13 protein-coding genes are annotated in these 21,322 nt (G+C 56.6%); 6 read left to right on the top strand and 7 right to left on the bottom strand.

Annotated features, from left to right (window positions below; all coding sequences use genetic code 11):
* Positions 1-165: 165 nt before the first annotated feature.
* From SBL51_RS18500 to SBL51_RS18520, 5 genes are all read right to left on the bottom strand, one after another.
* Positions 166-480 (bottom strand): DUF1244 domain-containing protein, encoded by a 315-nt coding sequence (locus SBL51_RS18500; protein ID WP_411860499.1) that lies wholly within the window; start codon positions 478-480, stop codon positions 166-168.
* A 3-nt stretch (positions 481-483) separates the two neighbouring features.
* On the bottom strand, positions 484-1,677 hold the full coding sequence (glp, locus tag SBL51_RS18505) for a gephyrin-like molybdotransferase Glp (RefSeq protein WP_317932601.1): 1,194 nt from the start codon (positions 1,675-1,677) through the stop codon (positions 484-486).
* Positions 1,678-1,750: 73 nt separating this feature from the next.
* Complete coding sequence (gene moaB / locus SBL51_RS18510) at positions 1,751-2,257, bottom strand: molybdenum cofactor biosynthesis protein B (protein WP_317932602.1); 507 nt, start codon at positions 2,255-2,257, stop codon at positions 1,751-1,753.
* A gap of 63 nt (positions 2,258-2,320) precedes the next feature.
* A complete protein-coding gene (gene moaA / locus SBL51_RS18515; protein ID WP_317932604.1) occupies positions 2,321-3,331 on the bottom strand; it encodes a GTP 3',8-cyclase MoaA in 1,011 nt (336 codons plus the stop codon).
* 92 nt (positions 3,332-3,423) lie between these two features.
* The gene (locus tag SBL51_RS18520; protein WP_317932605.1) at positions 3,424-6,126 is read right to left on the bottom strand and encodes a molybdopterin-dependent oxidoreductase; all 2,703 of its coding nucleotides are present in this window, start codon (positions 6,124-6,126) and stop codon (positions 3,424-3,426) included.
* Between the two features lie 493 nt (positions 6,127-6,619).
* On the opposite strand from SBL51_RS18520, the gene cobA reads away from it, so the two are divergent.
* From cobA to SBL51_RS18550, 6 genes are all read left to right on the top strand, one after another.
* The gene (gene cobA, locus SBL51_RS18525; protein WP_317932606.1) at positions 6,620-7,432 is read left to right on the top strand and encodes a uroporphyrinogen-III C-methyltransferase; all 813 of its coding nucleotides are present in this window, start codon (positions 6,620-6,622) and stop codon (positions 7,430-7,432) included.
* Positions 7,433-7,452: 20 nt separating this feature from the next.
* Positions 7,453-9,990 (top strand): nitrite reductase large subunit NirB, encoded by a 2,538-nt coding sequence (gene nirB, locus SBL51_RS18530; RefSeq protein ID WP_317932607.1) that lies wholly within the window; start codon positions 7,453-7,455, stop codon positions 9,988-9,990.
* 135 nt (positions 9,991-10,125) lie between these two features.
* On the top strand, positions 10,126-10,458 hold the full coding sequence (gene nirD / locus SBL51_RS18535; RefSeq protein WP_317932608.1) for a nitrite reductase small subunit NirD: 333 nt from the start codon (positions 10,126-10,128) through the stop codon (positions 10,456-10,458).
* A gap of 287 nt (positions 10,459-10,745) precedes the next feature.
* Positions 10,746-12,032: a conjugal transfer protein TraF gene (gene traF, locus SBL51_RS18540; RefSeq protein WP_317932609.1), complete on the top strand. Its 1,287-nt coding sequence runs from the start codon at positions 10,746-10,748 to the stop codon at positions 12,030-12,032.
* Between the two features lie 386 nt (positions 12,033-12,418).
* The gene (locus SBL51_RS18545) at positions 12,419-13,630 is read left to right on the top strand and encodes an efflux RND transporter periplasmic adaptor subunit (RefSeq protein ID WP_317932611.1); all 1,212 of its coding nucleotides are present in this window, start codon (positions 12,419-12,421) and stop codon (positions 13,628-13,630) included.
* Positions 13,627-16,773 (top strand): efflux RND transporter permease subunit, encoded by a 3,147-nt coding sequence (locus SBL51_RS18550; RefSeq protein WP_317932612.1) that lies wholly within the window; start codon positions 13,627-13,629, stop codon positions 16,771-16,773. Before SBL51_RS18545 ends, SBL51_RS18550 begins: the two co-directional genes overlap by 4 nt.
* Positions 16,774-17,206: 433 nt before the next feature.
* On the opposite strand, the gene SBL51_RS18555 is transcribed toward SBL51_RS18550, so the two are convergent.
* Together SBL51_RS18555 and SBL51_RS18560 are read right to left on the bottom strand one after the other, a co-directional pair.
* The gene (locus SBL51_RS18555) at positions 17,207-19,600 is read right to left on the bottom strand and encodes a TonB-dependent receptor (RefSeq protein WP_317932613.1); all 2,394 of its coding nucleotides are present in this window, start codon (positions 19,598-19,600) and stop codon (positions 17,207-17,209) included.
* A 296-nt stretch (positions 19,601-19,896) separates the two neighbouring features.
* Positions 19,897-21,273, bottom strand: coding sequence for an 8-oxoguanine deaminase (locus SBL51_RS18560; RefSeq protein WP_317932614.1), 1,377 nt, complete (start codon positions 21,271-21,273; stop codon positions 19,897-19,899).
* Positions 21,274-21,322 lie beyond the last annotated feature (49 nt).

A 21,322-nucleotide genomic window follows, 5' to 3' on the forward strand; every position in this document is an offset into this window, starting at 1 on the left:
AGGCTATACCAGAAAGTTTGCACTTTTATTAGCAGCGGTTTTGGTGAAAGGCGTATGGCTTTCGGAGTGATTCACCCGTTCACCCATTCCATGGGCCGGCTCGCACCTCTTACCTGCGATTATCTTTCGCTCGCAAAACCTTCCGCTCGCAAAAAAGGGGGCCTATTAAGCCCCCTTGTCGTCACTCTGCGCGTCATTAAATTTGGCCAACTGCTCGGGCGTGGCTTCCGTTTGGTAGCGCGCCTTCCATTCGTTGTAGGGCATGCCGTAAATAATCTCGCGCGCCTGGTCATAATCGAGTTCAACACCCTGCTCGCCGGCGGCGGCCATATACCATTTGCTGAGACAGTTACGACAGAAGCCCGCCAGGTTCATCAGCTCGATATTTTGCACATCTTTTCTTTCGTCGAGGTGTTGCAGCAGGCGCTTGAATGCCTCTGCCTGAATTTTCATTTCGAGTTCGGGGGGAATATTGTTCATGGTTTATAAAAATGCGTAGTCGTTTAAAAGAATTACCTGCAACGGCTCGCCGGATTGAACCGTTGCGCCGGCAGGAATGATGGCCAAACCATCGGCCCAGGCTACCGAAGACAAGACGCCGGAGCTCTGGTTGCCAAAGCGGCTGATCTGGCCCTCGGTGGTAATTTTTACGCGCAGGTAGTTCGTGCGATCGGAGCTTTTGCTGGTGCTGAATTCGGCAGCAAAGGGCCGGGTTGGCAGGGGCTCACGGTTGTGGTTTAGAGCCCGTATAAAGGTTTTTACGGCGAGTAAAAAGGTGATAAATACCGCCACCGGGTTGCCGGGCAGGCCGAGCAACGGTGTCTCGCCAATACGGCCAAAGGCGAGGGGTTTGCCCGGTTTGATGGCGACTTTCCAGCTCTCCAGTGTGCCCAGGTTGGTTACCGCGGGTTTAACAAAGTCAGCCTCGCCGACACTGACACCACCGGTGGTAATTATTAAATCGGCCTCCTGGCCACGGCGCAGGGCGGCTTCGGTGCCGGCCAGGGTATCTTCGGCGGTGCCGAGGTCGATCACCTCACACCCCAATGCAGTGAGGGCGGTGTGCAGCAGATAGCGGTTGGAGTTATAGATTTGCCCGGTCGCCAATGGCTGCCCCGGTTCCACCAACTCGTTGCCGGTAGCCAGAATGGCTACCCGCACCCGCCGAAATACGGTAATGGTTGGCAGGCCGATAGCGGCGATTACCGCCACATCGACGGCGGCCAGCCGATGGCCGGTGGCAAAGATTAACTGCCCCTGGTGGATATCCTGGCCACAGCGGCGGATATTGTCACCGACCTGGGTGGCTGCCAATTTCACCTGCCTGCCATCCGTCGAGCGCTCGCTATTTTCCTGCATAACCACGGTATCGGCCCCGCTGGGGATCTCGGCGCCGGTGAAAATGCGGGCGGCGCTACCGGCGGCCAATGGTTCTGGTGCGGAGCCTGCGTTAATGGTTTGCGTAATCGGCAGCCAGGTATCACCACTGGCGATATCTTCGGCTCGCACGGCGTAACCATCCATGGCGCTATTGTCGGCTGGGGGCACGTTGATAGTGGCGTGCAGATCTTCCGCCAGGTAACGGCCCGCGGCGGCCAGCAGGGGGATGCTCTCTGTGCTGGTGAGGGGCTTGGCGGCGGCAACCAGTATGGCAAGGGTATCGGCTAGACTTTTCATGCCGGCATCTTACCCGCAGATTGTTGGGAACAAAATAGCGCCACCGGGCTGCCGTTTGAGATCGGGGGGCTGCTTACTGCAGCTGGCCGACAAAGTTACAGGGACGGTGGCGGCTGTCGAGCTGCTCTTTGATGATGCGGGTCCAGCCGGTGGTGCAGGCGTTGTTGGAACCCGGCAGACAGAAGATCACCGTCTTGTTGGCAACGCCGGCCAGGCAGCGGGATTGAATGGTGGAGCTGCCAATCTCGTCGTAGGAGACCTGGCGAAAGAGTTCGCCAAAGCCGGTGATCTCCTGGTCGAACAGGGGGGCTATGGCTTCCGGTGTGCTGTCGCGCCCGGCGAAGCCGGTGCCGCCGGTGGTTAAGATCACCTGTACGGCCGGGTTGGCAATCCAGTCTGAGATCACCTTGCGGATCTGGTAAATATCGTCTTTCACGATCACCTTGCCAAAAAAATTGTGCTCGGCTTCCAGCAGGTGCTGTTTCAGCAAGTCACCGGAGGTGTCGGTGCTCTCGTCCCGTGTATCGGAGATGGTCAGTACCGCAATGGCGAGCGGTGTGAAGTTGTCGGAGGCGGACATGGGGCTTAATCCTTGAAGTGGGGGCGGGACGGTGGCAGCCGCTTGAGGGGGCTGTTGGGCTGCTTAGCCGCCGGTGGTGTTCATAAAGCGGACGATTTGGACATCGTCCGTGTGGTCAAAGTGGTGTTGTTCCGGTTTTTGGCCGATGGCCTCAACAATGGCGGCTTTTAACCGCTCACGGTCACCGGGGTGGGCGCGCAGAACCGACTTCAGATCGGCGGCGTGATCATTGCCCAGGCAGAGCAGCAGTTTGCCCTCGGCACTGACGCGTACCCGGTTGCAGCTGCTGCAGAAATTGTTGCTGTGCGGCGAGATAAAGCCAACCCGGGTGCGCTGGCCGGCAACCTGCCAATAGCGGGAGGGGCCGCCGGTTTTGTAGTCGCTGGGGGTCAGGGTAAAGTGCTGCTCCAGTAGGGCTTGCAGCTCCTCGCTGGCAACAAACTCCTCGCTGCGCCGGTGCTCGTCGATCTCGCCGAGGGGCATCTCTTCAATGAAGCTGATATCAAAACCATTGGCTACCGCGTAGGCCACCAGTGCTGGCACTTCATCGAAATTGCGCTGCCGCAAAATAACACTGTTCAATTTGATGGCTTCGAAACCCACCTGGCGGGCGTGGGTCAGGCCGGCCAGCACCTGGTTCAGGTCGCCGGTGCGGGTAAGCTGGCGAAAGCGCGCCTCCTGCAGGCTGTCGAGGCTGACGTTGATTCGTTTAACGCCGGCCTGGTGCAGCCCCTCGGCATAGTCCAGTAGGTGAGAGCCATTGGTGGTTAAGGTCAGTTCTTCTAACTGTGGAATCTCGCCCAACTCGTTAAACATCTGCATCACGTTGCGGCGCACCAGGGGCTCGCCGCCGGTCACTCGAATGGTGTTCACACCCAGCTCGACAAAGGCGCGGCCAATCTCCGCCAGCTCTTCCAGGGTGCAGAGTTGCGCGCGTGGCAGGAATTTCATCTCCTCCGCCATGCAGTAGACGCAGCGAAAATCGCAGCGATCCGTTACCGACAGGCGCAAATACTCAATGCGGCGGCCAAACGGGTCGGTAAGGGCGGGTTGATTGGGCTCGCGGATAGACAAAGTCAGATTCTTCACTAAGTTATAGACGGCCGATAATAAGCAAATTTAGCGGGCGTGGCGAGTTTGGCGAAGCGCGCCGGGATTGGCCGGGCCTAGCCGCCGGCGGGGAACTGTTTCAATATTTCGCCCAGCTCCGGCAGGCAGGAGCCACAGCCGGTGCCGGCATCGGTGGCCAGGCTTAACGCCTCCACCGAAGTTAGCCCCTGTTCGCTGATGGCCCGCTGCAGGGTTTTCAAGCCCACCTTTTTACAGGCGCAAATCTGCTTGCCGTGGGCCAGATCACCCTCGGCGATGCCGCTCAAAATGGATCGCTGTACGCTGGTGTCGATGCGACTGACCAGCAGATCAGCCAGCCAGCCATAGTCTTTGTCGGCCAGGCGGTCGGCAACCACTAAACAGTCCACCAGGCGGCCCACACGCACCCGGGCGCAGCGGGTAAAGCCCCGGCCGGTGTCGGTAAAGCCCAGGGCGTTGACCTGGAACTCTTCACCCAGCAGGGCGTTGAGTTGTGCCGACAGCTCAGCCGGGCTGGCGAGGCTGGCGATGTAGTAGAGCAGCCCTTGTTCCACAGTCTGTTTTACCCAATAGCACTCTTCGGGCAGTTCCACGGCAACCCGGGTAACCAGCATGGCCTCGCTCTGGTAGGGCCAGGGCGACATCTGCACTGGTGTGAACTTGGCCTCCGGCTGCCCCGAGATGGGGTCGTACTCCGGGCTGACCACGGCACTGATTCTGCCTTTGGAGGAGTTGGTGTCGTTCCAGTGAATGGGCATAAATATCTGCCCAGGGCTGACCTCTTCACCAATGCGTACCCGTCCCAGGCAGCTGCCGTAGGGGCTGTCGATCTGGGCGATATCGCCTTCGTTCAGACTGTGGGCCTTGGCATCCATAGCGCTTACGCTGACAAACGGCTCCGGCCGATGGCCACACAGGCGGGGGGCGAGCGAGGTGCGGGTCATGGTGTGCCACTGGTCACGGATGCGGCCGCTGTTGAGTACCAGGGGGTAGTCGACGCTGGTGGCGGTTTGCGGTGGCCGATAGCCGACGGCGATAAACTGGCCCCGTTGGTTGGCGGTGTAGAATTTACCCTCGGCAAAGAAGCGTTTGGGCAGGTGGGCCGGGTCGGGTGCCGGGAATGGCCACTGCAGGGGTTCCAGATTTTGGTACTGACGGTCGCTGATATCGGTAAGGCCGCTCAGGTCGAGGTCGCGCCGGCAGCTGGGTTCATCCTGGCCGAGGGTGGTGAGTTGGGCGTACTCGCGAAAGACATCGGCTTCACTGGCGTAGTTGAACTGGTCACCGAAGCCCATGCGCTTGGCCACCTCGGCCACTATCCACCAGTCAGGTTTGGCCACCCCGGCCGATTCAATCAGCTGTCGCTGGCGGGAGATGCGGCGCTCGGAGTTGGTCACCGTACCCGATTTCTCGGCCCAACCCTGGGCCGGCAACAGCACATCGGCCAGACGGGTGGTGTCGGTATCGGCGATGCAGTCGGAGACCACAACAAAATCGCAGTTGCTCAGCGCTGTTTTCACCTTGTTGGAGTTGGGCAGGCTGGCGGCCGGATTGGTCGCCATAATCCAGAGCGCCTTGATTTTACCGTCGGCGACGGCATCAAACAGCTCAATGGCCTTTAAGCCTGGAGCCGTGGCGAGTTGGGGCGACTGCCAAAATTCGCTGATGAGTTCGTGCCCGCGCGGATTATCAAATTCCAGATGGCCGGCCAGGGTATTGGCTAGGCCACCCACTTCCCGGCCGCCCATGGCGTTGGGTTGGCCGGTTACCGAAAAGGGGCCGCAGCCGGGTTTACCGATGCGGCCGGTGGCCAGGTGGGTGTTGATAATGGCATTAACCTTGTCGACGCCGGCACTGGACTGGTTGACCCCCTGGGAGTAGACCGTCAACGTCTTCGCCGTTTGTGCCACCCAGCGGTAGAAGGTGGTGACCAGCGATGGCGGGACCCCCAGGCGATCGAAAAAGGTCGCGTCGTTGAAGTCGGCCGTGGCGCACGCTAACGCCTCTGGGAAGCCCTCGGTGTGGCTTTCAATGTAGGCGTCATTAAGGCATTCCTGCTTGGCCAGGTAGGCCAGCAGGCCGTTATAGAGCAGCACGTCGGCACCGGGCTTGATGGGCAGGTGGAGATCGGCGATGGCACAGGTATCGGTGTGGCGCGGGTCGATTACCACCACTTTCATATTGGGGCGTTGGGATTTGGCCGCCTTCAGCCGCTGAAACAGGACCGGATGGCACCAAGCCAGATTGGAGCCCACCAGTACCACCAGTTCAGCCTGTTCAAAGTCGGCATAGACATTGGGTACGGTGTCGGTGCCGAAGGCGCGTTTGTGGCCGGCGACACTGGACGACATACAGAGCCGGGAATTGGTATCGATGTTGCCCGAGCCGATAAAGCCCTTCATCAATTTGTTGGCAACATAGTAATCTTCGGTGAGTAGCTGGCCGCTGACGTAAAAGGCCACGGAGTCTGGCCCGTGCTGCTCGATAGTCCGTTGGAATTTTTGCGCCACCAGGTCTAGGGCCTGATCCCAATTGCTGGGCTCACTGCCTATAAAAGGCTGTAACAGACGGCCCTGGTTAACGACTGTCTCCCCCAGTGCCAAGCCTTTGGAGCAGAGTCGGCCGAAGTTGGCCGGGTGGGTTTGATCGCCCTTCACCTGTACGATCAAATCAGCACTGTGCATGGAGGTTTCTACTTTGGCTTCAATGCCGCAGCCAACGCCGCAGTAGGCGCAGGTAGTCTTGATCCACTCTTGTTTGCCGTGTTGACCGTAGTTCACCTATTTCCTCCGGGAGAGTTGGCCGGGTAAGCGGACAGGCTTACCCAGGCGATATGGAATTGTACTGCAATAAGCGAACCAATAATCCTAAAATGTTTCATGTTGGTGCTTTATCTGGCGGGATCAACCAAGTATGGGGTCTTGTTACGCATTTTTATGGCAATATAAAGGGTCACAAGGTATTAAAATGTATATATATGCATATATATGGTGCAATATTGATAGCTATAAAATGATCTAAAATTGACCATTAATAATTAAAATGATTTATATTGGTTCAGTATTCTTATCTCAGAAATTCATTTAGGGTGTTAATTTTGGTGCCATTTGCCCTGATAAACGGTTGTTTACTCAGGAATTATAGCGAGCTGTAGTGGCTGGAGGCCTAATCTGGCACCCGCATTGCTAACCACAGTAGAGTGCTCGATGACGGCCAGTTACTTGGGCTGAGTCGGGCTGGAGAACTCAATTTTACTGAGGTGGCTTTGGGGTAATGGCAATTTCCTGCACTAAAAAGAGACCTGGAACCGTCACAATCGTCGGTGCCGGCCCGGGTGATCCCGATCTACTCACCGTTAAGGCGGTTCGCACTATCACCAATGCCGATGTCATTCTCTATGACGCTTTGGTGAGCGAAGAGATCCAGACTTATTTTCCCGCCAGTGCCGACTGCATCTACGTTGGCAAGCGCAAAGGCCGCCACGCCATTCCCCAGCAACAGATCAATCAGATGTTGGTCGATCAGGCCCAGATGGGGCTTAACGTCTGCCGTCTGAAGGGCGGTGATCCCTTTGTCTTTGGGCGCGGCGGCGAAGAGGCGCTGGCCGTGCGTGCCGCCGGCATTGAGGTGCAGATTGTACCGGGAATTTCGGCCGCCAACGGCTGTGCCGCTTATGCCGGTATTCCCCTAACCCATCGCGGTTTAACTCAGGGCTGTACCTTTGTTACCGCTCACACCCGTGCCGAATCCGGTGTCGAGATCGACTCTTCGGTGAATTGGGCAAGCCTCGCCAGCAGCGGTAACACGCTGGTGTTCTATATGGGTTTGTCGCGCGTCGACACCATTCAAAACCAACTACAGAAACATGGTCTCTCTGGTGCCACCCCGGTGGCGATCATTGAGCGTGGTTGTACCGAGCAGCAGCGTGTCCACGTTGCTCAGCTCGCCAATCTTGAAGCGCTTGTTGCCACCAACGAGGTGGCGGCGCCAGCGCTGATTGTCGTGGGAGAGGTGGTCTCTCTGCACAGCCAGTTAAATTGGTTGGCAGAGGTTGGTACCAATCAAGTAGAACAACTAACAGCCTGATATTGGACGAGGTGATGGCAATGGCTAAACAGCGAGTGTTAGTCGTCGGTAACGGCATGGTAGGACATAAATTTATCGACTGTTTGTTGGATGCCGGCAACGGCGACTACGAGATAGTGACCTTTTCCGAAGAGCCACGCTTGGCTTATGACCGTGTCCGTTTGAGCGCCTACTTCTCTGGCGCCAGCGTCGATGACCTGATGCTCACCAGCGAGGGTTATTATCAGGAACAGGGGGTCAATTATCTGCTCAACGAGAAGGTGGTGGAGATCGACCGCCTGGCGCAACAGGTGGTGACCAGCTCCGGCCGCGAAGAGTATTTCGATAAGTTGGTCTTGGCTACCGGCTCCTATCCCTTTGTGCCACCCATTCCCGGTGGCGACCAACCGCACTGCCTGGTCTATCGCACCATTGAAGATCTGGAGGCGATTACCGCTTCGGCCAAGGAGTCGAAAGTAGGCGTGGTGGTGGGTGGTGGCCTGTTGGGGCTGGAGGCGGCCAACGCGCTGAAAAGTCTCGGCCTGGAAGCCCATGTGGTGGAGTTCGCGCCGCGCTTAATGGCGGTGCAGCTGGATGAGGGTGGCGGTGCCCTGTTGCGCAGCAAAATTGAGGCCTTGGGGGTGGGGGTACACACCGAAAAGGCGACCACCGAAATCGTTCCCGGCGAGAGCTGTCGTTACCGAATGAACTTTGCCGACGGTTCCAGCCTGGAGACCGACATGATTGTCTTCTCGGCGGGTATTCGGCCTCAGGATGAACTGGCGCGCAAGTTCGACTTGGAAATTGGCGAGCGCGGCGGCATTACCATCAATAACCATTGCCAAACCTCCGACGAAAATATCTACGCCGTGGGCGAGTGTGCCTTGTGGAGTGGGCGCATTTTCGGCCTGGTTGCACCGGGCTACACCATGGCCAAGGTGGCCGCGGCGCATATCACCGGCGCGGCCGATGAGTTCACCGGTGCCGATATGAGCACCAAATTAAAATTGCTGGGCGTCGATGTTGCCAGTATTGGCGACGCCCATGGCCGCACCCCCGGCTGTTTGAGTTACACCTACAGCGATGATGTCGGCCAGGTTTATAAACGGCTGATTGTCTCCGCCGATGGTAAAAAACTGGTGGGCGCGGTGCTGGTGGGCGATGTGGAAGCCTACGGCAGCCTGTTGCAGTTGATGCTCAACAATATGGATCTGCCCGAGGCACCAGAGGCGCTGATTCTACCCTCGGTCGATGGTGCCAGTGCCGGCCTTGGCGTCGATAACCTGCCTGAAACGGCGGTGATCTGCTCCTGTTACGACGTCACCAAGGGCGAGATAGAAGCCGCTGTTGCCGCCGGTGCCACGGATATATCGATGCTGAAAAAGGCCACCAATGCCTCGACCGGCTGTGGTGGTTGTTCGGCGCTGGCCAAGCAGGTGTTGGATGCCAAGTTGCTGTCGTTGGGTTACGAGGTGAATACCGACCTCTGCGAACACTTTGCCTACTCCCGGCAGGAGCTGGCCGATATTGTCCGAATTAAAAAGATTAAAACCTTTGACGAGCTCCTGGCCAGCCATGGTAAAGGCCATGGCTGCGATATCTGTAAGCCCGCGGTGGGTTCGATACTCGCCTCCTTCTGGAACGAATATGTGCTCAAAGATGAGCTGGTGGGGCTGCAGGATACCAACGATGTATTCCTCGGCAACATGCAAAAGGATGGTACCTACTCCATTGTGCCGCGCATCGCTGGTGGCGAAATCACCCCGGAAAAATTGATTGTGCTGGGTGAGGTGGCCAAGGAGTTTAATCTCTACACCAAAATTACCGGTGGTCAACGAATTGATCTGTTTGGTGCCCAGTTGCACGAGCTGCCGCTTATCTGGAAAAAACTGGTTGAGGCCGGTTTTGAAACCGGGCATGCCTACGGTAAATCGGTGCGTACGGTTAAATCCTGTGTTGGCAGCACCTGGTGCCGTTACGGCGTGGACGACTCGGTTGGCCTCGCCGTGGCGATAGAGAACCGCTACAAAGGGCTGCGTTCTCCCCATAAGTTGAAATTTGCGGTATCGGGTTGCACACGTGAGTGTGCCGAAGCGCAGTGTAAGGATGTGGGTGTGATCGCCACCGAGAAGGGTTGGAATCTATACGTGTGTGGCAACGGCGGTATGCGCCCCCGCCACGCCGATTTGTTGGCTTCCGACCTCGACCAAGCCACGCTGATCAAAATGATCGATCGCTTTTTAATGTTCTACATTCGTACCGCCGATCGCCTGCAGCGCACCTCGGTTTGGTTGGAGAATTTAGAGGGCGGCCTCGATTATCTGAAAAAAGTGGTGCTGGAAGATTCGCTGTTAATTGGTGAAGAGCTGGAAGCCGAGATGGCCAGCAATATTGCCAATTATCAGTGTGAGTGGAAGTCCACGATCGAGTCTCCGGAAAAACTGAAACGTTTTGCCCACTTTATTAATTCCGATAAAAGCGATAGCCAACTGGCCTATGTGGTGGAGCGGGGGCAGCGTCGGCCGGCGACTGCCGAAGAGAAGGCCAACAACATTACCGTTATTGAGCTGGTGAGTTAGCAACACCGAACTTGAAACGTTTATTGATTGCTGAATCACTTCTGCATAAGTGATGCGGTATAGAGTGTAAAACCGCACAGAGTGAATACCGGTTGGGTGTTCATCATCGACGAATTTAAAAGGGTGGTTGTGTTTATGTCAGAAACTTGGGTGGCAGTGTGTCAGGACGATGACCTTATCGCCGGTACCGGTGTTTGTGCGTTGGTGGGTGAAGAGCAGGTGGCGGTATTTAAATTGCGCGCCACCGGCGAGCTGTTTGCCATTGGTAACTACGATCCCATTGGTCAGGCCAATGTTCTCTCGCGCGGTATCACCGGTTCTCTTGGCGACGCCCTGGTAGTGGCCTCGCCACTCTACAAGCACCATTTCAATCTGCAAACCGGCCAATGTCTGGAGGACTCAAGTATCGAGGTGAGCACCTATCCGGTACGACTCCATGAAGGCCAAATTGAGGTGGCATTAGGCTAAGTGGTTTGCTAACACGGCAACGGTGGGCTGCTTCTGGCAACGCCTACCAATGCCGTTTGTTTATCAATTCTTCAGTTGTTCTCTGTGTGTTCGGGTAGCCTGGCTACCCTTTTTTTCCAGTGTTGTTCTCATACCGCTGGTGGTTGCCACTGCGCTTTCTCTTACCTCCTTCCGCTTACCCCCTCTGATTGAATCCTCGGTTCGAGTGTGGCCTGCTTCTCGCGCTGGCGCCTCGTGTCTGTCTTCTCCGGTGATAAGTGCTAGGCTCAAATGGAGCAAAAACGGGAATGGACACGATGAAACCGATTCACTATAGAACTCTCGTCCTGGCCTTGGTGGCGGCCTGTGCATCCGCCACGCTGCGGGCTGAGGGCTATGGGATATACGATGCAAAGGTGATGGCCCTCGGCGGCAGTGGCACCGCCATTGCCGATTCCGGTGCAGCGGTCTTCTATAACCCGGCGCTGCTGGCGCAGTACGATTACGACGAAGACCGCGGCCACCACGGCAGTTTCTATTTTCCCACTCTGGCTCTGCAGTTGGCGGAGGTCGCCGAAGATATTCAGGATATCGACGACGACCAGTTGGCCGATAATCTGAGCGACTCCGTGGCCGCGTTTAATGCCGCACCGGGGGCGGCCAATGCCGGCGGCGTGGTGGATGCCAGTTCGGCGTTGCTCTCTTCGCTCAACCAGATCAAGGGCAGCAGCCTGTTTGTCGATGGCTTTCTGGGTGTGGCAATCGCCGAACCCGGCGAGCGCCAGGGGGGCGCCTTCTACTGGGGAGCTCGGGTAATCGGTGATGGCGATCTCTCTTCAATCGAGCAGGCTGACCTCGATCTGCTGGCCGACTATGTGGAAGGGCTCGATTTTATTGCCACCGGCGGGCAGAGCGGCACTGCCCATCCGGAGCTGTTCAATGCCGATGGTACTTTGGTTGACCCGCGCGATAACCTCATAAGCAGTGCGCAGGCCGTGGGTGCCGTGGCCAATGAACTCGGTGTGGCGGTGGCCAAAGAGGTGAGCCTCTGGGGGCAGCCGGTCGCCTTTGGATTCACACCCAAAATCATGGTGCTCAAGACCTACGACTCCTACCTGGATGTGAGTGGCAATAGCGTGGAAACCGGCGAGAGTAGTGCGTGGCAGCGCAAACTCAGTGCCGATTTAGGGGTGGCGACCCGGGTGGGCCACTGGAATTTTGCCTTTACCTGGAAAGATGTCGCCCGCCATGTGCTCGCCACGCCGCTGGAGCGTGAATTGACTATCGACAGCAAACCTCGCCTGGGCATTGGCTATTTCGGTGATCGATTTAAGCTGGGCTTTGACTACGACCTGGTGCCCATCACCTCCGCTGCTGGCCACCGCGAAATCCAGGAGTGGGCGCTGGGTGCCGAGTGGCAGGTATTAGCGCCGCTCGCTCTACGCGTTGGCTACCGCCAAGACCTCGAAGATACCCGGGGAGATGTCATCAGCTATGGGGTTGGCCTGGAGTTGGGGCGCTTTCTTATGGATGCTGCATTCGCTGAGAGTGACGATCTGCTAGCGGCGGCGCTGCAATTCGGTTACCGAATTTAACGCTCGTTGCCAATTTACCCGCCTTTCTAAGCTCTAACGCTAGGCCTCGGGCAGATGCCCGGGGCTGAGCAACTATCCTCTCTTTTTAAATAAGTTAACCGGGTAAACGCTTTCTTCTTCGTCTGAGTCTTACTGCCCGGTAAACCTGAAAATCTTTCTACCTGACTGGCGCTAATTTCAACATTTTATAGAGAATTTCGCGACAGAACAGGCCGCGCATGCCGGTATCGACCACTCGCCTCGTAATTTGGACAGGTGATTTCCCAGTGGGAATCGCGCAGCGTGCTGATTTTGGTGAACCGCATTGACTATGGATGGCGCCAGCTAATTTTCTGGCTGTCGCTGCCGGGCATTCAACGATAAAAAGAGAATGGATGGAGAGGGTTATGTCTCGGCTGCAAAAGATTGTTGTGCCGTTGGCAGTGGTGCTGGTGACCGTCGCCGGCATTTGGGGTTTATCGGCCAGTAAGCCAGAACCGGAGAGCAAGCCGGAGGTGCCCCGGCCGCGTACCGTTTATGTGGAGAGTGTGCAGGAGAGCGTGCGCCAATTAACGGTGACCAGCCAGGGTGAGGTGAAAGCCAGAACCGAGATCGACCTGATCGCCGAGGTGAGTGGCAAGGTGGTCTATGTATCGCCGGAATTCACCGAAGGCGGGGTCTTTACTCCCGGTCTGGTTCTATTGCGCATCGAAGACAGCGACTACCAGGTGGCACTGGCCAATGCCAAGGCCGAGCTTGCCCGCCAGCAGGTGCAGGTCGATCAGGGGTTGGCCGATGCCGAGGTGGCTCGCCAGCAGCTGGCGGGCGTTAAAGCCTCCGCCCTCGGCCTGAAAAAACCCCAACTGGCTGAGGCACAAGCGGGCTTGGCGGCCGCCAGGGCGCGTCTGCAGCAGGCGGAGATTGACCTGGCGCGAACTCAGGTTGCGCTGCCATACAGTGGCCGGGTGCGGGCCGAGGCCGTGGGTCTGGGGCAGTACGTTACTCAGGGCACGCCGCTGGCCAAGGTCTTTGCCGACGATGTGGTTGAGGTCCGCCTGCCGCTCACCGATTCACAGTTGGCCTCGCTGGGGTTGCCCATCGGTTACACCGCCCCCTTGGGCGATGGCCCCTCGGTGGCCCTCTCGGCCAAGGTGATGGGTTTTACCCGCTACTGGCAGGGACACCTGGTCCGTGTCGACTCCGCCTTCGATCCGCTTACCCGGGTTATATACGCGATGGTGCAGGTGCCCAACCCCTACAGTGAGGAGACTTTGCAGGCCAGTGGTTCGCCCCTGGCGGTGGGGCTGTTTGTCGATGCCGAGATCGGCGGCCAGCAGTTGGCCAATGCCCGAAGCATTCCCCGGGAAGCGCTGCGCGCCGGTAATCGGGTATTTGTGGTTAAAGATGGCGCTCTGGATATCCGGGTGGTGGATGTGCAACACACCGATAATGACACCGCCGTGATCCGCGCCGGCCTGGCCGTCGGTGAACAGGTGGTGGTCTCGCCGGTGCGCGACCCCATTAACGGCTTAAAGGTGGAAGCGCTGGCCCCGCAAGGTTTCGCCGGCCCTGATACCTCTGTTAGCCCAGCGGCCACTGCCCGAGGGGATCGCTCATGAAAGGTTCCATCGCCTGGTGGGTAAACAATCCGGTGGCCGCCAATATGTTGATGATTGGCATCATCATCGCCGGCATTTTGGGCTTCTTTCGTATGGACCGCGAGTTCTTCCCCACCATTCGGGCGACTGCGGCGACCGTGTCGGTGGCTTGGCCGGGTGCCGCGCCCCAGGAGGTGGAGGAGCAGTTGGTGATGCGTATCGAAGAGGCGCTCACCGATCTGGACTCCATCGAACGGTTGCGCTCCACCGCCAGCGAAGGGCTGGCTGAGATCTCTATTGATGGCAAGCCCGGGGCGGACCCGGTGCAGTTCATGAACGACATTCGTGCCCGGGTCGACTCCATTCGCAGCTTCCCCAGTGATGTTGAGCCGGCCCGCATCCGCCAACAGGTGTGGCGCAACGAAATGCAGCGTGTCGCGGTACACGGTAACGGCTTCAGCGAACGTGAACTCAAGCGCATGGCGGAAAAGCTGCGCGATGAGATTACCCTGTTGCCGGGAATTTCGGTGGTGGAGCTGTTTGGTGTTCGGCCTGAGGAGGTCTCGGTCGAGCTCTCCGAAGAGGCGATGCGCCGTTACCGCGTCAGCTTTGATGAAGTCGCCCGGGCGATTCGGGCGACCTCGGTGAACACCTCCTCCGGGCGGGTAAAAACCGAAACCGGCGACGTACAACTGCGCACCCGCAACCTGGCGGAGAACGAAGATGAGTTTGGCGATGTGATCGTTCGCCAAACCGAAGAGGGCGCTATTGTGCGCGTACGCGATGTGGCGCACGTGGTCGACGGCTTTGAGGATAATGAAATCCTGGCCACCCTCAACGGTGAGCCGGCGGTGTTGATTCAGGTACTGACCACTGAGCAGATCAATATTGTGCAGGCCAGTGAGTCGTTGCGCGCCTGGTTGGCAGAAGCCCAACCGCGGATGCCGGAGGGTATGAGCCTCACTCTCTGGACGGATATGGCCGACGCCTACAACAGCCGCATGAAAACCATTATGGACTCCGCCTTTTATGGGCTGATTCTGGTGTGTGTGGTGCTGCTGTTAACCCTGCGTCCGAAGGTGGCCTTTTGGGTTTCGTCCGGCATTTTTACCGCCTATTGCGGTGCCTTTATTTTGTTGCCCTACACCGATGTCTCCATCAACTTTATCTCCACCTTCTCTTTCCTTTTGGTACTTGGCATTGTGGTCGATGATGCCATCGTGGTAGGCGAGAGTATTCATCACGTAGGCGCTAAAAAAGGTGGGCCGAAAGCGGCGGTGCTGGGTACTCAGCTGGTTTTAAAGCCGGTTATTTTCGCCGTGTTGACCACCATGATCGCCTTCGCCCCCTGGTTGTTTATCAGTGGCGAGGATGCTCAGTTAACCCGCCAGGTCTCCATTATTATTATCTGTGCGTTGAGCTTTTCGCTGGTGGAGGCCTTTTTTATATTGCCGGCACATTTAAGCAAATTGCAGCCGGTAGAGCCCAAAGGCCGCTTTGGTAAATTGCAGTCGCGCATTGAACATGGCCTGATCGATTTCGCCGGCGGCCCCTATAAAAAGTTTCTGCTGTTATCACTGCATAACCGCTACACGGTGTTGGCTATCTTTTTTGGCATGCTGGCCTTGAGTGTTGCACTGTTGACCAGTGGTTGGCTGAAATTTGATTTTATGCCCGATATCGAAAGTGACGAGGTGGTGGTTAATGTTGATCTACCCGATGGCGTACCCTACACGCGTGCCTTGGCCGTGCTTGATCAGTTGCAGGAGGGGGAGCGCAAATTGGTGGCGGAAATCGAACAGCTGGCCGCCACCGAAGGGGGCAGTGGCAAATTAATTGAGAACTGGTATACCCGCTCCCGCCGTGAAAGTGTGATCGCCATTGTTAAACTGGTCCCGCCTGAGAGTCGGCAGATCTCCGCCAAAGAGGCGGCGGAGCGGTTGCGGGTATTGGTGGGCGATATTCCCGATGCCGACGCCGTCTCTTATCATCACTCCTTGGGTAACTGGGAGCCGGATATCGAATATTCCGTCAGCCACAGCGACTTCGATGTATTGAAAGCGGCGGTGGCAGCACTCGAGACCCAGCTGCGCAGCTACGATAATTTGTACGATGTGCGCAGCGATCTGCAGGCGGCAACGGAAGAGTATCGCTTGAGCCTGTTGCCCGGCGCCGAGAAGTTGGGGTTGACCCTGGCCGAGGTGTCACGCCAGGTACGCCAGGCCTACTACGGTGAAGAGGTACAGCGTTTAGCGCGCAGTGGTAACGATGTGCGCGTGATGTTGCGCTACCCCGCCACCAGCCGAACCAATTTGGAGAGCCTGAATCATTTTCGCGTGCGTCTGACCGATGGCAGGGAAGTGCCGTTGTTGGCAATAGCGGAGATCGATACCTATCCGGGCATTAATCGCATCGACCGTCGGGAGCGCAAACGTTCCAGTGTGGTGAGTGCGGAGATGGTGGGCGATGATCGCCATCTGATCGCCGCCGACCTGGAAGAGAATTTCTTTCCCGCCTGGAAGGCACAGTTTCCCGGTGTGTTTCTGGGGGCGGTGGGCGAAGCCGAAGGCGAACAAAAATTTCTGGAGGAGTTAAAGAGCCTCTACGTGATGGCCCTGTTTGCTATGTATGCGCTGATCGCCATTGCCTTTAAATCCTACTGGCACCCGGTGTTGGTGATGACCGCTATCCCCTTTGGTTTTATGGGGGCTGTGTTCGGCCACATGCTGTGGGGTATGCCGATGGCGATGTTCTCCTATTTGGGGATAGGCGCGGCGGCAGGGGTGGTGGTCAACGATAACCTGGTGCTGCTCGATGCTCTGCATCGCAATCGCGATCAGGGGGCAGCGCCCTTTGAGGCGATTGTCGCCTCGGCGGTGGGGCGCTTTCGGCCGATATTGTTAACCTCGGTAACCACTTTTGTAGGCCTGTTACCGATGATGCTGGAACGCTCCATTCAAGCCCAGTTTTTAATTCCAACCACTATCTCGCTCTCCTTTGGTGTGCTCTTCGCCACCTTTGTAACGCTGCTGCTGGTGCCTTCAATGTATCTGATAGGTGAAGATATTCGGCATGGCTTTGCCAGGTTGCATCAGTGGCTGACTGTAAAACTGTTGGGGCGGGAACCGTCACCGATGACCGACCAGGAGTCCACTGGCCACTGAGTCCTAGCGAGCTTAATTGGTAATCGGTTTTCTTCGGGCAAAAAAAAGCCCTCTTTCGAGGGCTGCAGGAGAGATCACATGCCTCACACAATTGGAGCTGGAGCTAAACAAAACTGGCAAGCCATACTTACCAGCACATTATTCCAGCCCCACGATTGCCACTCACTGTGGTTGTTACCGATGGCAATGACTGGCTTAGTGCCTGGCAAATTTAAATTGGCGCTACCTTAATCTAGACAACGATTGAGCATTAAAGCTACTCAATGAAAACTGATTAAATTGAAGAAATTAATTGCTGAAATGGTGAGTCCGTTCAGCGGTAAATTTCTCTGTCCTTAACAGCGTCGCTGGTTAAGAGGTTATTCCTTGGCAGCGACGTTACAACGACTATCTTCTTCAAGGCACATCCTTGTGCGCTATGGGTTGTTACTAATTAAAATTTGTAATTGACGCTGGCTTCATAACTACGTGGCAGTTCTGGAAGCACAATCTGACTACCGAACAGATCCGGGAAGTTGGAGCGGTAGTAGGTTTCGTCAGTCAGGTTTTTGCCGTTCAAGCTAATGGTGAATTTATCGTAGTTAAAATAGATTCCCGCATTAACCAGGGTGTAGCTGGGTAGCTCAACGGATTGTGAGAAGCCGGAGTAGACGGAATCGACATTGATGATAGAGGTGTTGAACGCCAGACCATTACCAAAATCGTAGGTGCCAGTGAAGGTGTATATATTTTCAGGCACACCGGCTTTCTCGCCGTTACCCGCAGGTACCAAACCAATTACCCGACCGCCGTAGACCAGTGAAGGATCGGTAATGCCATAGTAGGTGGCAATATCGTCCGCACCAAAGAAGCTGAATTGAGTACCCTCTTTTTCTGCCGTGAGGTTGGTTACCGTCACGTTGGTGTAACCGGCGGTGAGTACCAGGTGTTCGTTCACCACCCAACGCAGTTCAGCTTCGACACCTTCTGTTTTAGTGGTGTTGTTGGTGACCGTGTTTTGCGCGCTGTAATCAATACGTTCCTGTTCGTAGTAATCCAGAGCAAAATAGAGCGAGTCTTCCAGGAAGCTGCCTTTCACACCAAATTCCTGCAGCTCGGAGCCTGAGAAAGCCACGCCATCGGTAATATTGGAGACGGGAATCTCAGCACCTTGGCCCGCGACAGTAGTGACCTGTTCTGAGAAGGTGACGTAGGGGATCAGGCCAACGGGAGAGTCGTAACTCAAGCTCACTGTCCAGGAGACATCGTCGTCGGTGTCTGAATCCGTTACGTCGGGAGCATCATCAGCCTCGCCAAGCAGTTTATTGGTAACCGAGGTTGATTCCATATCGATAACGTCGTATCGAACACCGATTAAGGCACTAAAGCCATTGGTGAAGCTCAAATCGACCAGCGCGGCCGCGCCATAGTTGGTGTAATTACCGACATCGTAATTGTCAAAATCGTCGTTAATTTGTGTTGCCAACAAGCGGGTGTCGACTGCAGAGGCTGGGCCCGTTAAATCGCGACGATCAAAATATTCATCGGCAAAGTCATCACCGTGTTTGAAGTCGGTGTAGCGAACTGAAGGCGACAGCTGAATGGAGGTGGTCAGTGTCTCACTAGAGAAGCTTTTGGCGAAGATCAGTTTCTCTTCGAGCGCATAGCTATCGTGGAACTGGGAGAAGCCGTAGGCGTTTTCATTGAGGTTATCGTAGCTATCGTAGAACATTTTGTTGGTGATTTCCCAACCGCTGCCCATGGTGTAGATAGTATCGAAATAGAGTGTGACCGCTTCGTTTTCCAGGGTATCTTGTGGTGCCACCAGTACGTTGCTGCCATCCAGTTTGGCAGTGCCTGGGTTCTCCAAGGCCATGGCGTCACTGACGGCAGGACCAAACACGCCGGGAATGCTGAATTGGCTCAGGCCGCCGTCAACTGCGCCATACTCCTGGTGGGAGATGACACCGTCCTGAACGCCATCGAGTATGCCGTCGATGGCTTGCGCGCTGCCGGTGACATAAGTGCCGTTGTCAATCAGATCCTGGCTTAAGCGGTTCCAACCCGCAACCTGGTTGCCTTCATAGTCGTGGTACATACCGCCCCACTGGAAACGCAGTTGGTCGGTGACGTCCATATCAAATGAGGCTTGTACGATATTTTGCTTGGTGGCGGTGTTGTCGTAGTAGCTGTCGGAGTCTTCAAATTCGCCGTACAGGTAGAAGCCAACTTTATCGGCGATTGGGCCGCCCACTTCAGCGGTGATAATACTTTTATCCCAGGAGCCAGTGGTGTAACCGATTTCTCCTTCGTAGCTCTCCAGATATTGGCCGCCGTTGGCGCGGGCGGACTTCGGATTAAAGTTCAGATAACCACCAATTTTTGACGGACCAAAAATGGGTGAGGCTGGGCCACGCACGATATCAATGCGGTCTGATGCGCCGATGGGGGTGGGGTAGTTGCCGGGGTTATCCAGGCGGCGCATGCCTCGGAAATAGGCTTCGCCAGGTGTGCCGCGTACATCCAGTGAACCGGCTACACCAAAGAAGGACTGGGTAAAGGTACCGGGCGCAAAGGCGACGAGCTCATCGATATCGGAGACGCTAAAGCGCTCCAACTGCTCGAAACTGATGGTGGAGGCTGAACGTGGGGTCTCCAGCAGTGATTTGCCGAAACCAAATACCTCTACGTCTTCGCCGGGCAAGCTGCCCAGTGAACCCTCGACGATAACCTCTTCCAGACCGCTGGTGTCATCTTCTGCCCAGGCAGTGGTGGCTGCGGTGGACACGACAATGCCATAGGCGACAGCGGCTGCCATAGGCAAGCGTCGGAAAAATCTGTTTTGCATAATTCCTCCCGAAGGAAATAAGGGCTAGGCCCAAGACCTGAGTGTGTGGAAAGTAAAACGAATGGTGATGGTTGGGGGATAGCAGGATTGGTGCCAATAACCTGTCCAGTTGGTCAGATAATTAACGGATTAAGTTGATCATTAAATTGAAGGCTGAATGGTGGCTTAATCGAATTAGCTGTTAGATTGCTCAGGTGCCCAATTTGGTTGGTTTGGCAGAGTTGGTGGCGGTCAACTTGGCGGATGGCCATCGTCCGCCAGGGGCCGCATTCGTGCCATGGCGTCACAAATCCTATTTATAACCCGGCCTTGCCCCACAATATTTTTGCTTTTCTATGGTGCGTTGCCATTAGTTTGTGCTCATCAATGAAGCGGTGCTTGCCGTGCTCGATCAGCCACTGCCCGGCAACCATCAATTTATCGACTCGATGAGCTCCGCAGGTCACCAGTGCAGCGATGGCATCAGCTGCACCGGAAAAGCGCAGTTCATCCAGCTTAAATATCGCCAGGTCGGCCTGTTTGCCGGGGGCAATCTGGCCCAGCTCTGGCCGTCGATAGATATCGGCGCCTCCCTGGGTTGCCCAGCTGAGAACAGTTTCGGCAGTGATGCGGGTGGCGCCGTAACGCAGGCGCTGTTGCAGGAGCGATTGCCTGGCTTCCTGAATCATATTGGAGCAATCGTTGGAGGCGGAGCCATCCACAGCAAGGCCCACCCGGCAGCCGGCCGCCTGCAGCTCCAGAGTTGGGCAGATACCGGAGGCCAAGAGCATATTGGAGCTGGGGCAGTGGGCGATGCCGACACCGGCCTTGCCCAAGCGGCTGATTTCAGCTGGTGTAAAGTGGATGCCGTGAGCCAGCCAGGTGCGCTCGTTGAGCCAGCCGCACTGCTCGAGGTAGTCCACCGGCCGGGCACCATAGGTTTGCAGGCAGAATTGGTTTTCGTCTTCTGTCTCTGCCAAATGGGTGTGCATCAGCACATTGTGTTGGGCGGCGAGAGCGGCCGTCTCGCGCATCAATTGCGCGGAGACGGAAAACGGGGAGCAGGGCGCCAGAGCGACCTGCAGTCGGGCGCTGGCACCTTTCTGGTGGTAGCGCTGAATCACCCGCTCGCAGTCGGCCAGTATCTCATCTTCGCTCTGCACCACGCTGTCGGGTGGCAGGCCGCCATCCTTCTCGCTCAGGCTCATGGAGCCGCGGGTGAGCTGAATGCGGGCACCCAGCTGGGAGAGCCCCTCAACCTGGGCATCAATGGCCTGTTGCAGCTGGCGGGAGAAGACATAGTGGTGGTCGCCTACCGTGGTGGCGCCGGAGAGCATCAACTCCAGCACGGCCAGTTGACTGGCGGTGGTTAACATCTCCGGGGTGATGTGCTGCCACACTTGGTAGAGGGACTTTAACCAGGGGAACAGCTCTTTGTTGAGCGCTGTGGGCAGGCAGCGGGTTAAGGTCTGATAAAAGTGGTGGTGAGTGTTGATCAGTCCGGGGATGAGCACGCAGCCCGACAGATCAACCTCCTCCCCATAGCGGGTTTCAGGTGTCTGGCCTGCGGCCACCAGTTCGACAATTTCACTGCCGGCGACCACCACACCGCCAGCGGCGTTTTGATCGTTACCCGTGAAGGTGGCTTGTGGGTTTTTCAGCCAAATAGCTTTGTGTACGGATAAACGGCTCATGGTGGTCAACTGGCAATGGGGTGGACAACAATTCTGAACAATTACAGGC

Source organism: Halioxenophilus sp. WMMB6, from assembly GCF_033283405.1.
Lineage (GTDB): Bacteria > Pseudomonadota > Gammaproteobacteria > Pseudomonadales > Cellvibrionaceae > Halioxenophilus.